This is a genomic window from Pseudoalteromonas obscura, from assembly GCF_030135505.1.
Lineage (GTDB): Bacteria > Pseudomonadota > Gammaproteobacteria > Enterobacterales > Alteromonadaceae > Pseudoalteromonas > Pseudoalteromonas obscura.
Map to the genome: position 1 here is coordinate 509,171 of NZ_JASJUT010000001.1, position 15,444 is coordinate 524,614.

Below are 15,444 nucleotides of genomic sequence, written 5' to 3' on the forward strand. Positions count from 1 at the left end.
AAATTTAGATTAAATTCGGTCCATATCTAAATTATGGACAAAAAAAGCCCAATCGCTAGGGATTGGGCTTTTGACAAGTAGATGTAATTAATCTTTTCTATTTTGCAGCAGTGGACTCTCTGGTGATGAGTTTTGCTTCCAAAACTTTTTGATAAACTTCTATCGATGGATCAGATATTTGCAGTATCAACTGCTCTACAGCTTGACGGGTCATTTCCTCCACAGGCTGCGCTATGGTTGTCAAACCAGGCCAAATATGGCGTGCAATTGGAGCATTATCAAAACCGGCAATAGAAATATCTTCCGGCACTCTGATGCGCCTTTGCGTGGCAAGCTTAAGCACAGCTGCGGCCATGTAATCGTTTGAAGCAAACACGGCTGTTGGCATTGGCTCTAAATCCAAAATTTCTTTTGCGCTGTCAGCACCTGAGTGATAACTAAAGTTACCTTCTGCTACAAGCTTTTCTTCGTATTCAATACCGTGTTTGAGCAAAGCATTTTGGTAGCCACTAAAACGTTTTTCCGTTGCGCTGTGGTCTGGGTGACCTTTAATAAAAGCAATTTCTTTGTGACCAAGCGATATCAAATGCTCGGTAAGTTCATAAGCGCCCTGCTCGTCGTTACTTCTAACTGAAATAGAGGTGTCATCTTCTAAAGCTGAGGCTACTCGAGCAAAAGGAATATTTTGGGTCTTTAAGAAATCAATTAATTCTTGTGAGTCTGAAAAAGGTGGTGTCAGTACTAACCCGTCTAACCTTGACGTAGTCAACAACTGATCAACATTTTCAATTAGTTCATCACCACGCAGCTCACAGGGGTGTATCAGCAAATTATAATTAAACTTGTGACATGCCTCTAATGCACCACTTTGCACTCGAGTGATGTAACTCTTACTGGGGTTGTCATACAAACAACCAATAATAAAGCTTTTATTGCGCGCGAGCCCCCGCGCAATTGGGTTTGGCTTATAATCAAGCTCTTTAAAAACTTTGAGTACCTTCTCACGTGTGGCTGGACTTACATTGGGCTCATTATTGAGTACTCTGGAGACCGTTTTTTTTGATACTCCAGCGTACTCTGCCACGCTGTTAATGGTTACTTTTTTCATATTTATTCCAATCTACGAAAATTGGTTGCGGCTATGTAAACACGCTGCCGCACCAATTAAAGGAATATTATCCTGCACAACTAAAGTTACTGGAATTTGCCCTGCATATTGAGACATTATCCCCTTTTCTGTAAACCTTTCAACAAATCGACTAGAAATCAGTCGTTCAGTCATGCGGGGTAAGATTCCACCGCCAATAAACACGCCACCCAACGCCCCGAAGGTTAACGCAAGATCACCTGCTACACTGCCAATCCAGTCACAAAATTGATTAAGTGTCGCATCACATACTTCACATTCACCCGCTCTCGCGCTGATCTGTGCTGCATTTAAGTCTTCTGATGGTAGTCCTTTAACTTGTGCCATTGCTTTATACAGTCTTGCCAACCCTGGTCCCGAAAACACAGTTTCAACCGACACATGACCGATACTTTCTTTAAGCACTTGTAACAACTGTTTGTCTAACTCAGTGACAGCCGCCAAACTAATATGACCCGCCTCACAACTTAGCACCGCACTGCTATGTATATCGCTTACATGACATGCTGAACCAAATCCTGTGCCCGGACCCATCACCGCAATATTTGCCCCAGGAGCCGCTTGACCTGCTTTTATTTGAATATTGTCTTCTTTTTTCAAGTACGGCGCAGCGTATGCAAACGCTGCAAAATCATTGATCACAGCGAGTTGCTCAAAGCCAAATTGTGTTTGCACATCTTGTGAATTGAAGTTCCAGCCAAGGTTTGTCAGAAAAACCTGTTGACCTTTTATAGGCCCGGCGACAGCAAAACAAGCTCGGGAAGGTTTAGAAATCGTGAGTTTATCAAGGAAAGCGGAAAGAGCAGATTCAAAGGACTGAAACTCTGCACTAGGAAAAGTGAACTGATGGTCAATTGTAAACTGATTAGAGTCTAAATCGTATTTTGTCACGACGGCAAATCGAGCATTAGTACCCCCGATATCGGCAACGATAATCGGCTCGAACGCAAGGTCATGACCATTAAAACTATTCTGTGTTGTCTGGCTCATGATGTTTTTCTCTGTTGTTGCGGTGTTCCAAACACCTTTGGGGCTTTCGCCCACTTGTTATCCCAAATATATAGTCAGCCGAAACTTTGCACGCAGGCTGAAAAAAGAGCTGCCCCAAAAGAGGGCAGCTAAATACGTTTTGACAACAAAATGATAAAACACCGACATTATGACACCGGTGTCAAACTTCATCAACAGAAATTTACAGCTTTTGTGAAATTGGTTGCAAAAAAAAAATAATCAAAGACAATACTCACGACTCCACTAAAATAGTTTTGACCATGAAAACGAAAGGAAAAGCAACTTCATTTGACATCGCACATTTCGCAGGTGTTTCTCAATCAACAGTGTCGCGAGCACTACGAAATAGCCCGCTTGTCAACGAAGAAACTCGCAGAAAAGTGTGGGAAATTGCTAAAAAACTCAATTACAAAGTAGATAAAAATGCCAGTAATTTGCGTACCCAGCAAAGTGCAACATTAGCAATTTTGCTATTTGAAGACCCTACCGGCGATGAGTCTCAGATCAACCCTTTCTTTTTAAATATGCTGGGCAGTATTACCCGGGCATGTGCAAAAGAAGGATATGATTTGCTGGTTTCCTTTCAATCAATCAGTCAAGATTGGCGTGCAGAATATGAAGACAGCCACCGCGCTGATGGGATCATATTGCTCGGCTATGGCGACTATATGGATTACCAGTCAAGACTACAGAATTTATTGGCGCAAGATACAAAGTTTGTTTGCTGGGGAGCAAAAGTTGAAGGACGACCAGATTTAACGGTGAGCTGCGACAATTACGGCGGTGGTGAATTGGCTGCTCAACACTTTATTTCAACTGGTAAAAAGCAGTGTGTGTTTATTGGTGATGCATCGGAGCACAGCCCTGAGTTTTTAATGCGATTTAAAGGCTTTAAGGATACCTTAGAGCAACAATCAATTTCATTGAGCGAAAGAAATATTGCCAATGCTATTTCCACCGAGGAGTCAGGGTATCACGCGACTCATTCACTTTTAGCAAATAATGTTAAGTTCGACTCCTTATTTGCCGCCAGCGATTTGATTGCAATTGGCGCAATAAAAGCATTAAAGGAAGCCGGGCTTAGGATCCCTGAAGATGTCAGTGTGATCGGCTTTGACAACATCGCTGCTGCAAATTACATTACGCCCTCATTGAGCACAGTCCAACAAAACACGACCTTGGCAGGTCAAATGCTTGTTTCAAACTTGCTAGCGCTGATAAAAGGTGAACAAATAACCGAAACCTTGCTACCACCTAAGCTAATTATTCGCCAATCAACATCGTAATCAAAACAGGTAATCAGATCCCACCAATAGCCCATTGTTTTATATGGGTTTTAGTGTAAAATCCCGCTTTTTTTTTCACTATCAAGATAGTAATGAAACGATTAGCACTCCTTGCGCTTTTATGCAGTACCCAAGCTGCAGCCTTCAAAATAGATACACACGTCTGGGTCGGACAACAAGTCATTGAAGATTTGAAAGATGGTAAATTGGATTTTGATGTCGATGGTAAAACTATATCAATTCCGGTCAATGACGATACCAAGGCTCTTATCGTCTATAATCAAAACTTCTATAGAGCGGGTAATATTGGTCCAGATATGTCGCCAGACGTATTTGTCGGACAATCTCAAATCCACACTGAAAACAAGCTCGACAATACCATGTGGAATACAAACTCATGGCTAAATTTTATAGACCGCGTCGCTGAATCTGACACTGAACGTGCTTTTGCATTAGGGTTTAAAGCCCACGCTGCCGCTGATATTTTTGCACATACTTATGTAAACAGATATGCCGGTGGTGCCTTTGACTTAGCTGATGGGGAAACGGATGTCGAGCTTCGTCATATATTAATAGAGAGCCTCATCTCAAAGTACACACCAAAAGGCAGCTACAGCAGCCATATTAGTGTGCCATCTACTTTTATACGTGACAAAATAGTCTATCATCCTGAAACACAAGCACAGTGGAATTCGCCATCCGGTGCGCATTTATACGCTATTAATAACCTTCGTGAAAATGTTGAAAAACTTGCTAATTCAAAATTATGGCACGACCTCAAAGTAGAAGCGGTTAAAGCCATAGCTCAAGCTCAGCTCAACATAAAGTTGAATGATGCCACCGCTGAAAAAGTCGTTAAGCTTGGAGAAGAAGTCAATAAAGCTGGTAACTGGAGTATCGACCGTGCACAAGACGTCAAAGACTCTGTTTCAAGTTTGAAAAAAGAATTAAGCCGGGGTCACGAAAAACTAATTAATGAGCAACTGAATGCCATTAACAATGCATCAGATGCTATCGTCAAATTACACGGAGACATTTCGTCAGCGCAGCTAAAAATTTTAGAATTGCAAAACGAACTGGCTAGTATTCCAGAGAAGCTATACAGAAAGGTTAAGGACGAAGTCTGTAGTGGAGGTCTCGTGGGTTTGATGACATGTAATACCGTGTGGGTCGACGAATTTATTGGTATTAACCCAACTTATACATTGCAAAAAAAGCTCATTAAAGAGCAACAAAACTTAGTTGAGAGCTTTGGCAGCTCAGTGTCAAAGCAGGTATCCGATGCCAAGAAAGCATCTAAAGACTTGCACGATATTATTAATTCCACCATTGAACTTGAGAATCAGCTTTCAAATAACCTGATTGATACTTTACAACAGTACAATTCAGCCTCAATTAGTCCAGTCGAAGCCTTCCTAAAAGCTTGGGTAGAGAACATTGATTTAGCCACATCAAGATATATCCATAACCTAAACTTCGCCGTCGTCTACTCTGTCAGCGATAAAGAGTGGTCGCAACGACTCATTACCCAATGGGTACAATGTAATTCTAGTGCGCTACTGGGTGCACCATTCTACTTAACCGATACACAGTGCATAGTTAAGGATTTTTTGGACGAAGTGCTCAATAAACTAGGGGATATCGCCCCTGTTGTGAGCCCTGCCGCTGCTATTCACAAAAAAATAGGGGAACTAAAACGCAAAGCAACGAAAGAAGTTGTTGAAGTACTCATTAAAAAGCTCACAAGCGATGAAATGCATCAATTGTTTAAGCAATTGCAATCTGACATGGGGGAAGTTGCCCTGCAAAATGCCTTTAAGGTCGACAATTCAGGCAAAGGGTTGATGATCACACATGACATTGTGACCCGTATTAAAGCCGATATGCATGTAAACGGCGGGAATCAATTTGATGTCAATCGATTCGCAGCAATCCGCAACGCTGTAACCCTTGCGAAATTAAGCGTCCTTAACCATAGTGAACTAAATGCACTCATTGCAAAGTTTGGTCTGTCCTCGAGTTCACATTATGGTAGAAACTTTTACTATGCAGGTGAAAACATCTTAACCTCAGCCGTTCGTTCACTAGATGGTAATCATCAATGGCAGGAAACAGCACCGCAATATGTGCGCCGAGACGGCTATCAAGGCGTACCAACCACTGAGCGTATTTTTGGCTATGCGCATAACCACGGTAGAGAGGGGTTTAAATTATGGGAAGACGATAATGCTCGCCGCTCTATATTTAAACGCCTGTTTGTTGGCCCGCTCGTTCCAGGCATTGATGCCCCACATGAAGTCGGTCTATCACCGCTCAAAGGTATTCAGCACAAATTAGACACATGCAGCTTTGCGCCATTTCCTACTGATGAAAATGACAAAACCTGTACGGCAATTCGATTAATACCTGCGATTAGTATGTTGTTTTAGAATTAAATTTCAATTAGCTTGCAAATAAGCCGAGCAGATAGCCTCGGCTTATTTTTTAAATTAGCTATTGCTTGCACTTGTTGAAGATAGCGTGCCAACGCGCTCTGTTCTCAATTACCCAACTTTGTGCAACTTGCTTGGGAGTTTGCTTTTCGACATCCACTTTAGCAGACAAAGACTCTATTTCATCGTTTGTTAGGTCAAATTGCCGTAGCCCGTTAGCCAAACAAGGAAATAACTCAACGAACCGATTACTAGACACTTTTTTCAACCACCCTGATCTTGGATTACCGCAATCATAAGGTAGCTCAGCATTTATTCCCCATTTAGCATCCTCTTCACACGCTTTGGAATGGACAGGAAACTCAACAAACTCTCCGGAGTAAACACTTCCAACCCAGTTAGGTGTCCAATTAAATATCAAAATTGCTTGCTGTTGAGCCGTCGCGTTTGCTAACTCCCGCCATAAAGCTTGATCATCTTCGACTTGCTTGACAACAAAATTGAGCCCCAGCGCTTTAATTCTTGCTCTATCTGGCTTCTCCCATGGGCCCGCGACATACACCCCTTTGCCTCTCGAGTCGGATCTTACAAAAATATCATGGCACTTTCTCAGAGCGCGCCAGTCAGGTAATCCAGGACACGCATCTTTAACATACATGGGATACCACCAATCTTCACGAGTCGCCACCGAGTATGTACCTAAATCAACTAGCCCTCCGCTATTTAGCAATTGGGTGTATTTCTCTTCCATTGTGCCCTGCCATACCTCTAATTGCAGATCGGCCTTATTGGATTTGAGTAAGTACCACTGAGCGTCCACTTCAACATTGATAAACTCGACTTCATAGCCAAGCCTTATGAAAACCTGTTCGGCAATATTGGCCAATATTTGCTGACTGCTCCAGTCATTTACCAATACCCTAACAGGTGTAGCGAAAAGGGAACTATGAAAAATCAATAATAATAAACAAAGTTTACGCATAGTCATTGCCATACTTGGATCAGCAAATACATTCTTCTCGTCGTGCAATTCGGTTGTTACTGTTACCTAATCGCTTCAGGTCACTTGGTATGAACAAGACTACTTAGCTAAAGTGTAAATATACGCTTTACAATACTTTGCATTTTCCATTTTCACTTCACACACTTGCCTCGAATACTCTTCACCTTCGAAAGCATCAAGCATAGACAAGTGGTCACACAGCCGTTGTGACAAAAATACATAGCCCTCTACCCATTCAGCTTGTGAATTAAGTACGATACCAGGATACCCCATATCAGCACCCCAACCCTGCTCACAAAGCTGCCCACGCACCCACCCTTTTTTAAACTCGCCGCGTAAAGGTTCTAAAATATGTGCATTTACGCAATTGGGTGCCAAAGAACCATAGACAAATAAACAATTTATTTCCTCACTCATAGTAACTCCGCAACTCCACCTTACTATTACTATAGATTAATACGCTTTTTTAGCCGCCAATAAAGCCTGCCGCCTTGCTTTTCATGCAAAAACCAGAACGTTTGCTAAGCTTTTAAGTACGTTCTGAGTTGAAACATACGCCCAATCTCTCTGAGCTACAATCAATAACACTAAAAAAGGACAATACTCTAAGTGCAAGTTCATGACTTAACTTTGATGCTTTCACTTTTTATAGCATCCATAACCGGGGCAATTGTCCTAAGCGCAGTCACCAAAATGAGTCAAACGATTGAAGGAGCTCGGTTTTGGGCTATAGCACTCGGTATTTTATCTATTGCTTACCTATCCCAGTTAACGTTGCAAAGTGCGCCAAGGCAACTAACAGTTGCAATCTTTAACACCTGTTTAGTTTTTGGCCATGCTCTGTGGCTAATTGGTGCTTGGCACTTTGTTCACACCCCTCCTTCCACAAAAAAAATACTAATCCTAATAGCACCAGTGCTAGTAATGTCTTTGTTTTTCACTTTCATACTGCCAGATCGTCCCAGCCGTTTGCTGGTGATCGGCATTTGGTTGTTATTGGTAAGAGCGCATTACGGGTGGGTCCTGTGGCAACATGCGAAGCACGATAAAAATGAGTATATAGCAGTAAAAATAACCGTCGCTGTCGTATTACTTGAACTTGTACTTACTAGTATTTATACACTGTATGGTGCCTTTGGCGCACTTCCTAGTATTGGAGAGCAATTCAGTTGGGTGGGAGGGTACACTTGGTTAGTCGCACTCATTGGCATTGTTGCGGGTATTCCATTGCTTATGTTACTCAGCGCAGGGCGATTTGTTCGCAAACTGGAGTATGCAGCACATCACGACGAGTTAACTGATTTACTGAACAGACGTGGCCTATCCCGTTATTTGGGAAACATTATGCCGCTGTCACAAAGAAAGTGCCATTCTCTCAGTGTGATCATGATAGATGTCGACCATTTCAAGAAGATTAACGATCAGTTTGGCCATCAAACCGGTGACATAATACTTACGCATATTGGTAACGAACTGAAAGCGACTATGCGTGCCTCTGATCTGGTCGTTCGTTGGGGAGGAGAAGAATTCTGCATCGTCTTATTTGATACGCCCCCGGCGCACACTCTACAGTTAAGTGAAAAAATAAGAAGTAGCTTTTCACAGAGTATCGAAAAGATTAAACCAGAAATTGGCGAAGTGACTTTGAGTGCGGGTATCGCCTACACTGATTCTGTGTCTCAACAAGCCTTTGAGGCTTCGCAAATTCATGCCGATAAAGCTCTATATCAAGCCAAGAATAATGGCCGTAATAGAAGTGAGGTTTACCACATTGAAGATACATAAACACAGAGAATATATTTTTGATACATAGTAGTAAGTACATTATTGTCAGTAAATTCGTATTCCTTTATCGATCGAGAACCAAATGAAGTACTGTGCAAGCTGTAAATGTGGAAATGTAGAGGTGTCGGTGAACTTTCCTCATCCAATTGAAAAATACCAACCCCGCGAGTGTAATTGTGACTTTTGCCTCGCCAACGGCCTCGCCTATTTATCAGATCCGAATGGTACACTGTCATTGACCGCTAAAGATCCAATGAAGCGACTCAAACAAGGGTCACTACAAGCGACATTTTGGCAATGTCCCCATTGCATGGATATTGTTGCTGTCACACACGCAAATAACAATAAAACAAGAGGTGCTGTGTCCAAACAGCTATTCGAAGCCAAGTATCGGATCCCGCCTTCTATTCGTGTTAGCCCCAAAAAACTATCTCCAACGGAAAAGCTCATACGCTGGAACACTGCGTGGTCAACTGTCATCGACACCTAATTGTTCTGCTATTTTGTGGTCTCGCAATAAGGTTGGAGCCAGTCGTGTCTAACTTACTCACTTGAATTTGAGATGTTAATGCTGGCAGATAAACGTTGTTGTCTCTTTGCAAAGTATTGAGCTTTGTCTAGCTCACCCCGTTGCCGATAAAATTTAGCGGCGAGGCCATAACAATCCCGAACTCTATTGGTTAACTCTAATTCGGAAAAGTGCACAATAGCTTGTTCAATTGCCTGCTTTGCTTGGGGAGCTTGATGGTCTACACGCCACAGAGCATTGTAGTAAACAGCAAAAGACAATACTTCGATGTTATTTAAATCTCCTTTACTTTTTAGCAGTTCCAACTGAGTAAGGTCTTGGTTCATTTGCTCCCAGGGCAACAAACTGTTCTTTACATACATCCAACTTAACCAACGATAGTAAATCTGTTTTTCAATATTCCCTTCGTAAGCGGCACTTAGTTCATTTGCATAAGCAGAAGCCCTTCGAGTTTCACCTTGTTCAAACGCTTGTTTAGCTTCCAACGCCTTGATAGGCAAAGACAGCTCAGCCCCCTCAAACTCTTGCAATTGACGAGCATGCCCTATGAATTGTGATGCATTATCAGGTTTATCTAAAAGAATATACACCATCGCTTTTTTAAGTTGCAAAATGCCCATTAATTCCACATCATTTCTCAAGTGCGCATACTTATAAGCCGTATTGTAATTGCTTAGGGCTATATCTAACTTTTGCTCTTGTCGCTTTCGATCCCCTCTTGCAGCCCAAGTATTGGCCAAATCTAGGTATCTCGTGACGCGATATTGCTTTTCTGGTGCACTAGAGCACCCCGAATTGAGGAAGAATAACACCATGATCAACACTGCCGCTGCATACTTAATCATGCATTTCCACTCCTGAGGAACTAGGCTTTTGTTCTATACCATCTTTTAGAATTGGGTGATTATTTAGCGCCTGTAACGTTTTATCCATTTTATCCAGCACCTGCTGCATGCTGTGAATCGCTATCGCAAACTGCTCTCTTTCACTATGCACTTCTTTAAGCATAAGCTGCATCACAGTCAGGCTTTCATTTAAATTGCTAAGCACTATAGGCAGCTGTCTATTTGTGACCTCACCTATTATATCTGCGGGTTGAGCATAATTATCTAGTGTTGTTTCTGCTTGCCCCATAAGTCTCTCTGTCGTCAGTAAAGTGGTATTTAACTGCTCTAATACTTGAGGCATTTTCTCTAATAGCTGCTGACTCTGGGCCAATGTACGTTCGGCATCAGGCAATAAGTCACTGCTTTTAACTTCTTCACTAACTACCATTAGGTTATCACTGATCTTGGCAACTCTATCTAACACCCTGAATATGGCACCCGCTTCAGGGTTATCCTCTTTTTGAAAATTCTGCAGTAATTGATTAATACTGGCTAAAATTGACTCGATATCATCGCCTTTTTGGGCGATAAAACCCTGCTCTATGTAACTTTTTCCAAGAGCACTACTGATATGTGGAATAAAACTATTCGGTGCAAGTTGAGCGAACTGGTTAGCTCGATTTAGCTCAGGTAAAATAAGCTCAAAAGTCGTCACATCATCAAAAATGGGATGTTGCTCCCCTGCCAGGACTGCATATTGCACTACTTTATTTTGGTACTCGCGAAATACCCAAAGTTCGACTTCTATCAAGTTGGTTTCATGATTCAATTTAAACCCGTCTATTCTGCCTATTTTTAACCCTTTAAAATAGATAGCTGGCAGCGCGCTTAGCCCACTCGCATCTTGTAAAATGGTTTTATAATACGTTTTATCAGCAAAGGTGTGATTATTTACGAGGATCATAGAAGTTAAAACAACGAGCATTACAATGCCAGCTACGCCAAAAGCGAGTACTATATTATTTGTTTTTTTGGGGCTATGCTGCATAGGCTAAAGCTCCGAATAACAAAGCATCTCATTGAGCTCTAACTGCTCATCCGCTAGCTGGTTGATAACCTCTTTACGATTAGAGCATAAAATAAGCGTTGTCCCCTGTTCTTTTAAGCGTACCAATAGGTTGAGAACATACAGCCCCCACTGCTCATCAATTTCTGTCATTGGGGCGTCCCAGATAACTGCTTTAGGTTTTAACAAAAGTGCCCGAGCTAACCCCGCAAGAGATGCTTGCCCTGATGACAACATCTCTGTTCTTTGTGCGAGATAATGTTGCAGTGAAAACTCCTTAGCTAACGAGTTTACACGTCGTAATTTCTCACCTTTATCCAACTCTTTAAAATGCCTATTGAGGGGCAGCATAAGGTTTTCTTCCAAAGTTAAATTCGAGATTAAACCTGATAACTGAAATACCACACCTAAGTTCCGTCTAAATTCAGCATAGTCTTGGGCGTGCATTTGATTCACAGCACTGCCATTGATAACTACTTGGCCGCTATCAGGTCTAATAATGTCACTCGCTATACTGAAAAATAGTGTTTTCCCACATCCTGAACGCCCAGAAACCACTAAACACTTACCAGTTCCAACCTGAGCATTTAAGTCACTAAAGATCGCTCTATTCTTTACGCTGTGTGAGATATTTTTGAACTCAATATGCATAGTTAACGCCCCATCAAAATCACGTATAACAATGTCAATGCGACATGAATCAAACAGACCGAAATTAACCCTCGCCCCACAGCTTTAATATTTCGCTGTGGTACTTCTGTGATTGCTCTATTTACCGTTAATCCGTGATAACTAGATATTAAACTGATGAACAAACCAGATAGTGCGACTTTGGCTAACATAACCACAATATCGAGCCAATGTAGTTCCCCAATTAGTTTTGCAAAAAAAGTACTTACAGGAATTGATTGAAAGGCATTGCTAACCAAATATCCACCGAAAATACCACAGGCCACGAAATAGCTCATCAGTAACACCAAAGATATAATCATCCCGAGTACTCGCGGTGCGACTAAATAAGAGATAGGTGAAACCCCCATAGAGACCAAAGCATCTATTTCTTTACTAACAACCATGTTACCTAACTCAGTAGTTATTGCGGTTCCAGAACGTGCCAATACAATAAAACACACAATAAAAGGTCCAAGATCCCGGACAATTGTCGAGATCAAAATGTCATAAATCCAATTACCTTGCCCGATTGCTGCCAGTAGAGGGTAACCTTGAACAATAATCAAAGCCCCTATGAGCATAGCGATAAGTACCACTAATCCAAGCGCTTCAACACCGGTGAATCGGACCTGACGTACTAGCACGTCAAAGCTAATGGAGCGATTGCGATGGAAAAAAATAAAATCAGAGATAACGTATGCAGAAAAAGGCAAAAATCCATATGCAATCATAACTGTACCTCGTTATCAAAGTTCAGTAGATCAAGCATGAATAGTCGTCTTAACAATGAGTCATACCATTAAGGTTAGCAGAACAATCCAAATATTGGCCCCGTAGTCAGAAAAAATCCCTCTCGTCTCGTCATCGTTATCAACCATCGCTTGATAATAAAAATCTTACCCTTATATTCAATAATAACCCTGAGTAAACCTTGACCTACATATAATCAAAAGGTGATGTGTGAACTATCTAGCTCATTTGTATTTAGCTAAGAAAAATGCAGATTCCTACTATGGCAATTTGTTAGGCGACTTTCAGCGTGGTATCGACACTCGCTCACTTCCTGCAACTATTCAAAATGGCCTAGCCAACCACATCTTAGTAGATAAGTTCACAGACCAACATAAATTAGTTAAGCAATCTCAAACTATGTTTAGTGCCAAACGTAGGCGGTTTTCGGGTATTGCCCTAGATGTTTTCTACGACCACTTATTGATCAAAAATTGGAGTGCATTTAGCACAACTCCCTTTGAAGCATTTAAAACTCAAAGCTACAATTTACTTAGACAGCATTTGCCATCCATGCACCAGCCTATGCAGCAAGTAGTCGAGAAATTAATTACTGGCGACTGGTTTTCTCACTATCAAACCCTAGATGGAACCACTCAAGCCATAGATAATATTGCCAATAGAATCAGATTTAAAAATGAGTTTAAAGGCGTAGGCAAAGAGCTTACCCAACACTACTGCGAGTTAGAACAGCTATTCCTCATGTACTTTCCTGAACTTATAAATCATGTCGCGGATCACAGCCCGGAAAACCAAAATTAATGTGCATATACAAGCGTTTTGGTTTACAAACTAGACTAGGTTTGAAAGTATGAAGCAATCCTCTTTCTAAACAACGAAAAGAAAAACCATGAATTTGAATCAAATTACTTTACCTGTAAAAAATATGCCAGAAGCCGTAGCCTTTTATCAATTACTGGGTTTTACACTTATTGTAGATACGCCTCACTACGCACGTTTTGAATGTCCAGAAGGCGGCAGTACCTTTTCACTGTCTTTAGAAAGTGAGCCATTTACCAACGGTGCGGTGATTTATTTTGAGCATCAAGAATTAGACAACTGGGTCGATGGATTAATTTCAAAAGGCATTGAGTTTGAACAATTACCCACCATGGAAAGATACCTTTGGAAAGAAGCCGTTTTAAAGGACCCGTCCAATAATAAAATTAAACTCTATTGGGCAGGTGAAAACCGCCTAAATCCGCCATGGCGAGTAAATTAAGTTTAATTACTCATCAAGGCTTTGAATAACCCGGAATGTTGGCGACGTCTATATCATCAATTTGCTCTGGTTTTAAATATTGGTGTGCATAATCAAGATAAACACCAGAGCTCACAAAAACATCAAATAAATCCGGATCAATATGATCTCCGAGTTTCATTTTACCCATAATAAACAGGCATTCACTCAGTGGTTTTGCATCTTTATAGGGTCGGTCCGCAGCAGTTAAGGCTTCAAATATATCAGCGATTGCCATGATCCGTGCTGGCACCGACATTTGATCTCTAGTCAGCCCTTTAGGGTATCCGGTGCCATCCATTTTTTCATGGTGACCACCTGCAAACTCCGGTACCCTGCGTAAATGTTTAGGAAATGGCAATGCCTCTAACATCTCCAATGTAATATCCATATGCTTATTGATCACAAGCCGCTCTTCTTGAGTCAAAGTACCCCTAGCTATACTCAGATTGTAAACCTCTTCTTCCGTCAATAAAGGTTGTCCAACACCACCAATAGAAACATCATAGTTACTCGCTAAATCTTGAACCCGTTGCTGGTCCGACTCTTTCATAAATTCACCGCCAATATTAGCTCGGGACAAGAACGCACTTTCTTCATCAAGTTTATCTAATGCCAATTGCAACTCTGCTTTGAGATTTTCAGCTTCTTGTTGTTGATCCAGCACCTCAGCTTCAACAATTTGCCTGCTAAACTTTAATTCGATATCCCTTTTGGCTATTTCTATTTTCGCTACGACTAGCTCTATTCGATCGTAAACTGAATGCAATTTGGTTGCTTTATCCATGACATATTCTGGAATAGCGATTTTACCGCAATCATGCAACCAACCCGCCAAAGAGAGCTCATGTCTATCTGCCGCAGTCATTTGAAACTCAGCCATTGGACCCGAAGACGCATTATGCACTGCATCAGCAATCATCATGGTTAACTCAGGTACCCTTCTACAGTGCCCCCCTGTATAAGGTGACTTTTCATCAATGGCTTTTGCAATTAGCCGTGTAAAAGCTTGAAATAAAGTTTCCATATCATCAATAAGCTGACGGTTTGTCAGTGCAACAGCAGCCAGTGAACTGATCGAGCAGATCAGTTCAACCAAATCGGCGGAAAATCTCACAACTTTATCTTTGCTTCTTGGATTAATGAGTTGCAGTACACCATTGAGATCTCTCTCGTGATTTGCCATTGGCACAGTTAGGACTGACTGGGTGTGATAACCGGTTTTTTTATCCATGGCTCTTGCAGCTGACAAATCATAATCGGTGCAATCATATACATCATCAATCCGAATCACGTCTTTTTTGGCTGCTGCAAGGGCGACAAGTGCACTTTCATTAGGTGAGCCGTCTTCTAAATAGATAGGTATGGCAGGAAACGGGATTTCTTTACCGGATGTACCGCCCATATGAAGGCCTAGCGGCTCATTGATTAGAGTTGCAAACTTAAGCTGAGCATCCTCAGATACCGAGTATATTGTCCCGCCCTCTGCATTACTCAGAGCAATAGCAGACTCTAAAATATGCTCAAGAAGTCGATCTGTATCATGTTCTGATGACAGCTCAATAGCCAGCTTAAGCAAGTGCTTAAGTGCCACTTGGCTTTCTATGCTCTCTTCTTCAGCTACTGTGCTACGAATTGACAAATCCATGGCCCATTA

At 41.6% G+C, this 15,444-nt stretch carries 15 protein-coding genes; 6 read left to right on the top strand and 9 right to left on the bottom strand.

Going from position 1 to position 15,444, the window contains the following annotated elements; translation table 11 throughout:
• Window positions 1-97 precede the first annotated feature (97 nt).
• Window positions 98-1,108, bottom strand: coding sequence for a LacI family DNA-binding transcriptional regulator (locus QNM18_RS02145; protein ID WP_211009416.1), 1,011 nt, complete (start codon window positions 1,106-1,108; stop codon window positions 98-100).
• Between the two features lie 12 nt (window positions 1,109-1,120).
• A complete protein-coding gene (glk, locus tag QNM18_RS02150; RefSeq protein ID WP_211009415.1) occupies window positions 1,121-2,137 on the bottom strand; it encodes a glucokinase in 1,017 nt (338 codons plus the stop codon).
• A gap of 281 nt (window positions 2,138-2,418) precedes the next feature.
• Here glk and QNM18_RS02155 point away from each other — a divergent pair, with 281 nt between their 5' ends.
• Together QNM18_RS02155 and QNM18_RS02160 are read left to right on the top strand one after the other, a co-directional pair.
• A complete protein-coding gene (locus QNM18_RS02155; RefSeq protein ID WP_211009414.1) occupies window positions 2,419-3,444 on the top strand; it encodes a LacI family DNA-binding transcriptional regulator in 1,026 nt (341 codons plus the stop codon).
• Window positions 3,445-3,536: 92 nt separating this feature from the next.
• Window positions 3,537-5,873, top strand: a complete 2,337-nt coding sequence (locus QNM18_RS02160) for a zinc dependent phospholipase C family protein (RefSeq protein WP_284136168.1) — start codon at window positions 3,537-3,539, stop codon at window positions 5,871-5,873.
• A 64-nt stretch (window positions 5,874-5,937) separates the two neighbouring features.
• On the opposite strand, the gene QNM18_RS02165 is transcribed toward QNM18_RS02160, so the two are convergent.
• Both QNM18_RS02165 and QNM18_RS02170 read right to left on the bottom strand, forming a co-directional pair.
• Entirely contained in the window at window positions 5,938-6,858 is a 921-nt protein-coding gene (locus tag QNM18_RS02165) for an ABC transporter substrate-binding protein (protein ID WP_284136169.1), read from the bottom strand.
• Window positions 6,859-6,957: 99 nt separating this feature from the next.
• Window positions 6,958-7,296: a gamma-glutamylcyclotransferase family protein gene (locus QNM18_RS02170; RefSeq protein WP_284136170.1), complete on the bottom strand. Its 339-nt coding sequence runs from the start codon at window positions 7,294-7,296 to the stop codon at window positions 6,958-6,960.
• A 276-nt stretch (window positions 7,297-7,572) separates the two neighbouring features.
• Between QNM18_RS02170 and QNM18_RS02175 the strand changes: the two genes are divergently transcribed.
• Both QNM18_RS02175 and QNM18_RS02180 read left to right on the top strand, forming a co-directional pair.
• A complete protein-coding gene (locus QNM18_RS02175; protein ID WP_211009411.1) occupies window positions 7,573-8,664 on the top strand; it encodes a GGDEF domain-containing protein in 1,092 nt (363 codons plus the stop codon).
• Between the two features lie 82 nt (window positions 8,665-8,746).
• Complete coding sequence (locus QNM18_RS02180; protein WP_284136171.1) at window positions 8,747-9,154, top strand: GFA family protein; 408 nt, start codon at window positions 8,747-8,749, stop codon at window positions 9,152-9,154.
• 53 nt (window positions 9,155-9,207) lie between these two features.
• Here the strand turns inward: QNM18_RS02180 and QNM18_RS02185 are convergent, their stop codons facing one another.
• From QNM18_RS02185 to QNM18_RS02200, 4 genes are read right to left on the bottom strand one after another with little or no spacing between them, the layout of a single operon-like run.
• Window positions 9,208-10,038, bottom strand: a complete 831-nt coding sequence (locus QNM18_RS02185; RefSeq protein WP_211009409.1) for a hypothetical protein — start codon at window positions 10,036-10,038, stop codon at window positions 9,208-9,210.
• Window positions 10,031-11,068: an MlaD family protein gene (locus QNM18_RS02190; protein ID WP_284136172.1), complete on the bottom strand. Its 1,038-nt coding sequence runs from the start codon at window positions 11,066-11,068 to the stop codon at window positions 10,031-10,033. The genes QNM18_RS02185 and QNM18_RS02190 overlap by 8 nt, the downstream gene beginning before the upstream one ends.
• Before the next feature lie 3 nt (window positions 11,069-11,071).
• A complete protein-coding gene (locus QNM18_RS02195) occupies window positions 11,072-11,737 on the bottom strand; it encodes an ATP-binding cassette domain-containing protein (RefSeq protein ID WP_284136173.1) in 666 nt (221 codons plus the stop codon).
• Window positions 11,738-11,739: 2 nt separating this feature from the next.
• On the bottom strand, window positions 11,740-12,489 hold the full coding sequence (locus QNM18_RS02200; protein ID WP_211009406.1) for an ABC transporter permease: 750 nt from the start codon (window positions 12,487-12,489) through the stop codon (window positions 11,740-11,742).
• Between the two features lie 229 nt (window positions 12,490-12,718).
• Between QNM18_RS02200 and QNM18_RS02205 the strand changes: the two genes are divergently transcribed.
• Both QNM18_RS02205 and QNM18_RS02210 read left to right on the top strand, forming a co-directional pair.
• The gene (locus tag QNM18_RS02205; protein ID WP_284136174.1) at window positions 12,719-13,309 is read left to right on the top strand and encodes an acyl carrier protein phosphodiesterase; all 591 of its coding nucleotides are present in this window, start codon (window positions 12,719-12,721) and stop codon (window positions 13,307-13,309) included.
• A gap of 88 nt (window positions 13,310-13,397) precedes the next feature.
• Window positions 13,398-13,769 carry a VOC family protein gene (locus QNM18_RS02210; RefSeq protein ID WP_284136175.1) on the top strand — a complete coding sequence of 124 codons (372 nt, stop codon included), beginning with the start codon at window positions 13,398-13,400 and terminating at the stop codon, window positions 13,767-13,769.
• A 13-nt stretch (window positions 13,770-13,782) separates the two neighbouring features.
• Here the strand turns inward: QNM18_RS02210 and QNM18_RS02215 are convergent, their stop codons facing one another.
• Window positions 13,783-15,435, bottom strand: a complete 1,653-nt coding sequence (locus QNM18_RS02215) for an HD domain-containing phosphohydrolase (RefSeq protein ID WP_284136176.1) — start codon at window positions 15,433-15,435, stop codon at window positions 13,783-13,785.
• Between the last annotated feature and the right edge of the window lie 9 nt (window positions 15,436-15,444).

What these genes read in the sequence shown, in the direction of transcription:
- QNM18_RS02145 (WP_211009416.1), bottom strand. Translation starts at nt 1,108, where the DNA reads ATGAAAAAAGTAACCATTAACAGCGTGGCAGAGTACGCTGGAGTATCA.
- glk (WP_211009415.1), bottom strand. Translation starts at nt 2,137, where the DNA reads ATGAGCCAGACAACACAGAATAGTTTTAATGGTCATGACCTTGCGTTC.
- QNM18_RS02155 (WP_211009414.1), top strand. Translation starts at nt 2,419, where the DNA reads ATGAAAACGAAAGGAAAAGCAACTTCATTTGACATCGCACATTTCGCA.
- QNM18_RS02160 (WP_284136168.1), top strand. Translation starts at nt 3,537, where the DNA reads ATGAAACGATTAGCACTCCTTGCGCTTTTATGCAGTACCCAAGCTGCA.
- QNM18_RS02165 (WP_284136169.1), bottom strand. Translation starts at nt 6,858, where the DNA reads ATGCGTAAACTTTGTTTATTATTATTGATTTTTCATAGTTCCCTTTTC.
- QNM18_RS02170 (WP_284136170.1), bottom strand. Translation starts at nt 7,296, where the DNA reads ATGAGTGAGGAAATAAATTGTTTATTTGTCTATGGTTCTTTGGCACCC.
- QNM18_RS02175 (WP_211009411.1), top strand. Translation starts at nt 7,573, where the DNA reads ATGAGTCAAACGATTGAAGGAGCTCGGTTTTGGGCTATAGCACTCGGT.
- QNM18_RS02180 (WP_284136171.1), top strand. Translation starts at nt 8,747, where the DNA reads ATGAAGTACTGTGCAAGCTGTAAATGTGGAAATGTAGAGGTGTCGGTG.
- QNM18_RS02185 (WP_211009409.1), bottom strand. Translation starts at nt 10,038, where the DNA reads ATGATTAAGTATGCAGCGGCAGTGTTGATCATGGTGTTATTCTTCCTC.
- QNM18_RS02190 (WP_284136172.1), bottom strand. Translation starts at nt 11,068, where the DNA reads ATGCAGCATAGCCCCAAAAAAACAAATAATATAGTACTCGCTTTTGGC.
- QNM18_RS02195 (WP_284136173.1), bottom strand. Translation starts at nt 11,737, where the DNA reads ATGCATATTGAGTTCAAAAATATCTCACACAGCGTAAAGAATAGAGCG.
- QNM18_RS02200 (WP_211009406.1), bottom strand. Translation starts at nt 12,489, where the DNA reads ATGATTGCATATGGATTTTTGCCTTTTTCTGCATACGTTATCTCTGAT.
- QNM18_RS02210 (WP_284136175.1), top strand. Translation starts at nt 13,398, where the DNA reads ATGAATTTGAATCAAATTACTTTACCTGTAAAAAATATGCCAGAAGCC.
- QNM18_RS02215 (WP_284136176.1), bottom strand. Translation starts at nt 15,435, where the DNA reads ATGGATTTGTCAATTCGTAGCACAGTAGCTGAAGAAGAGAGCATAGAA.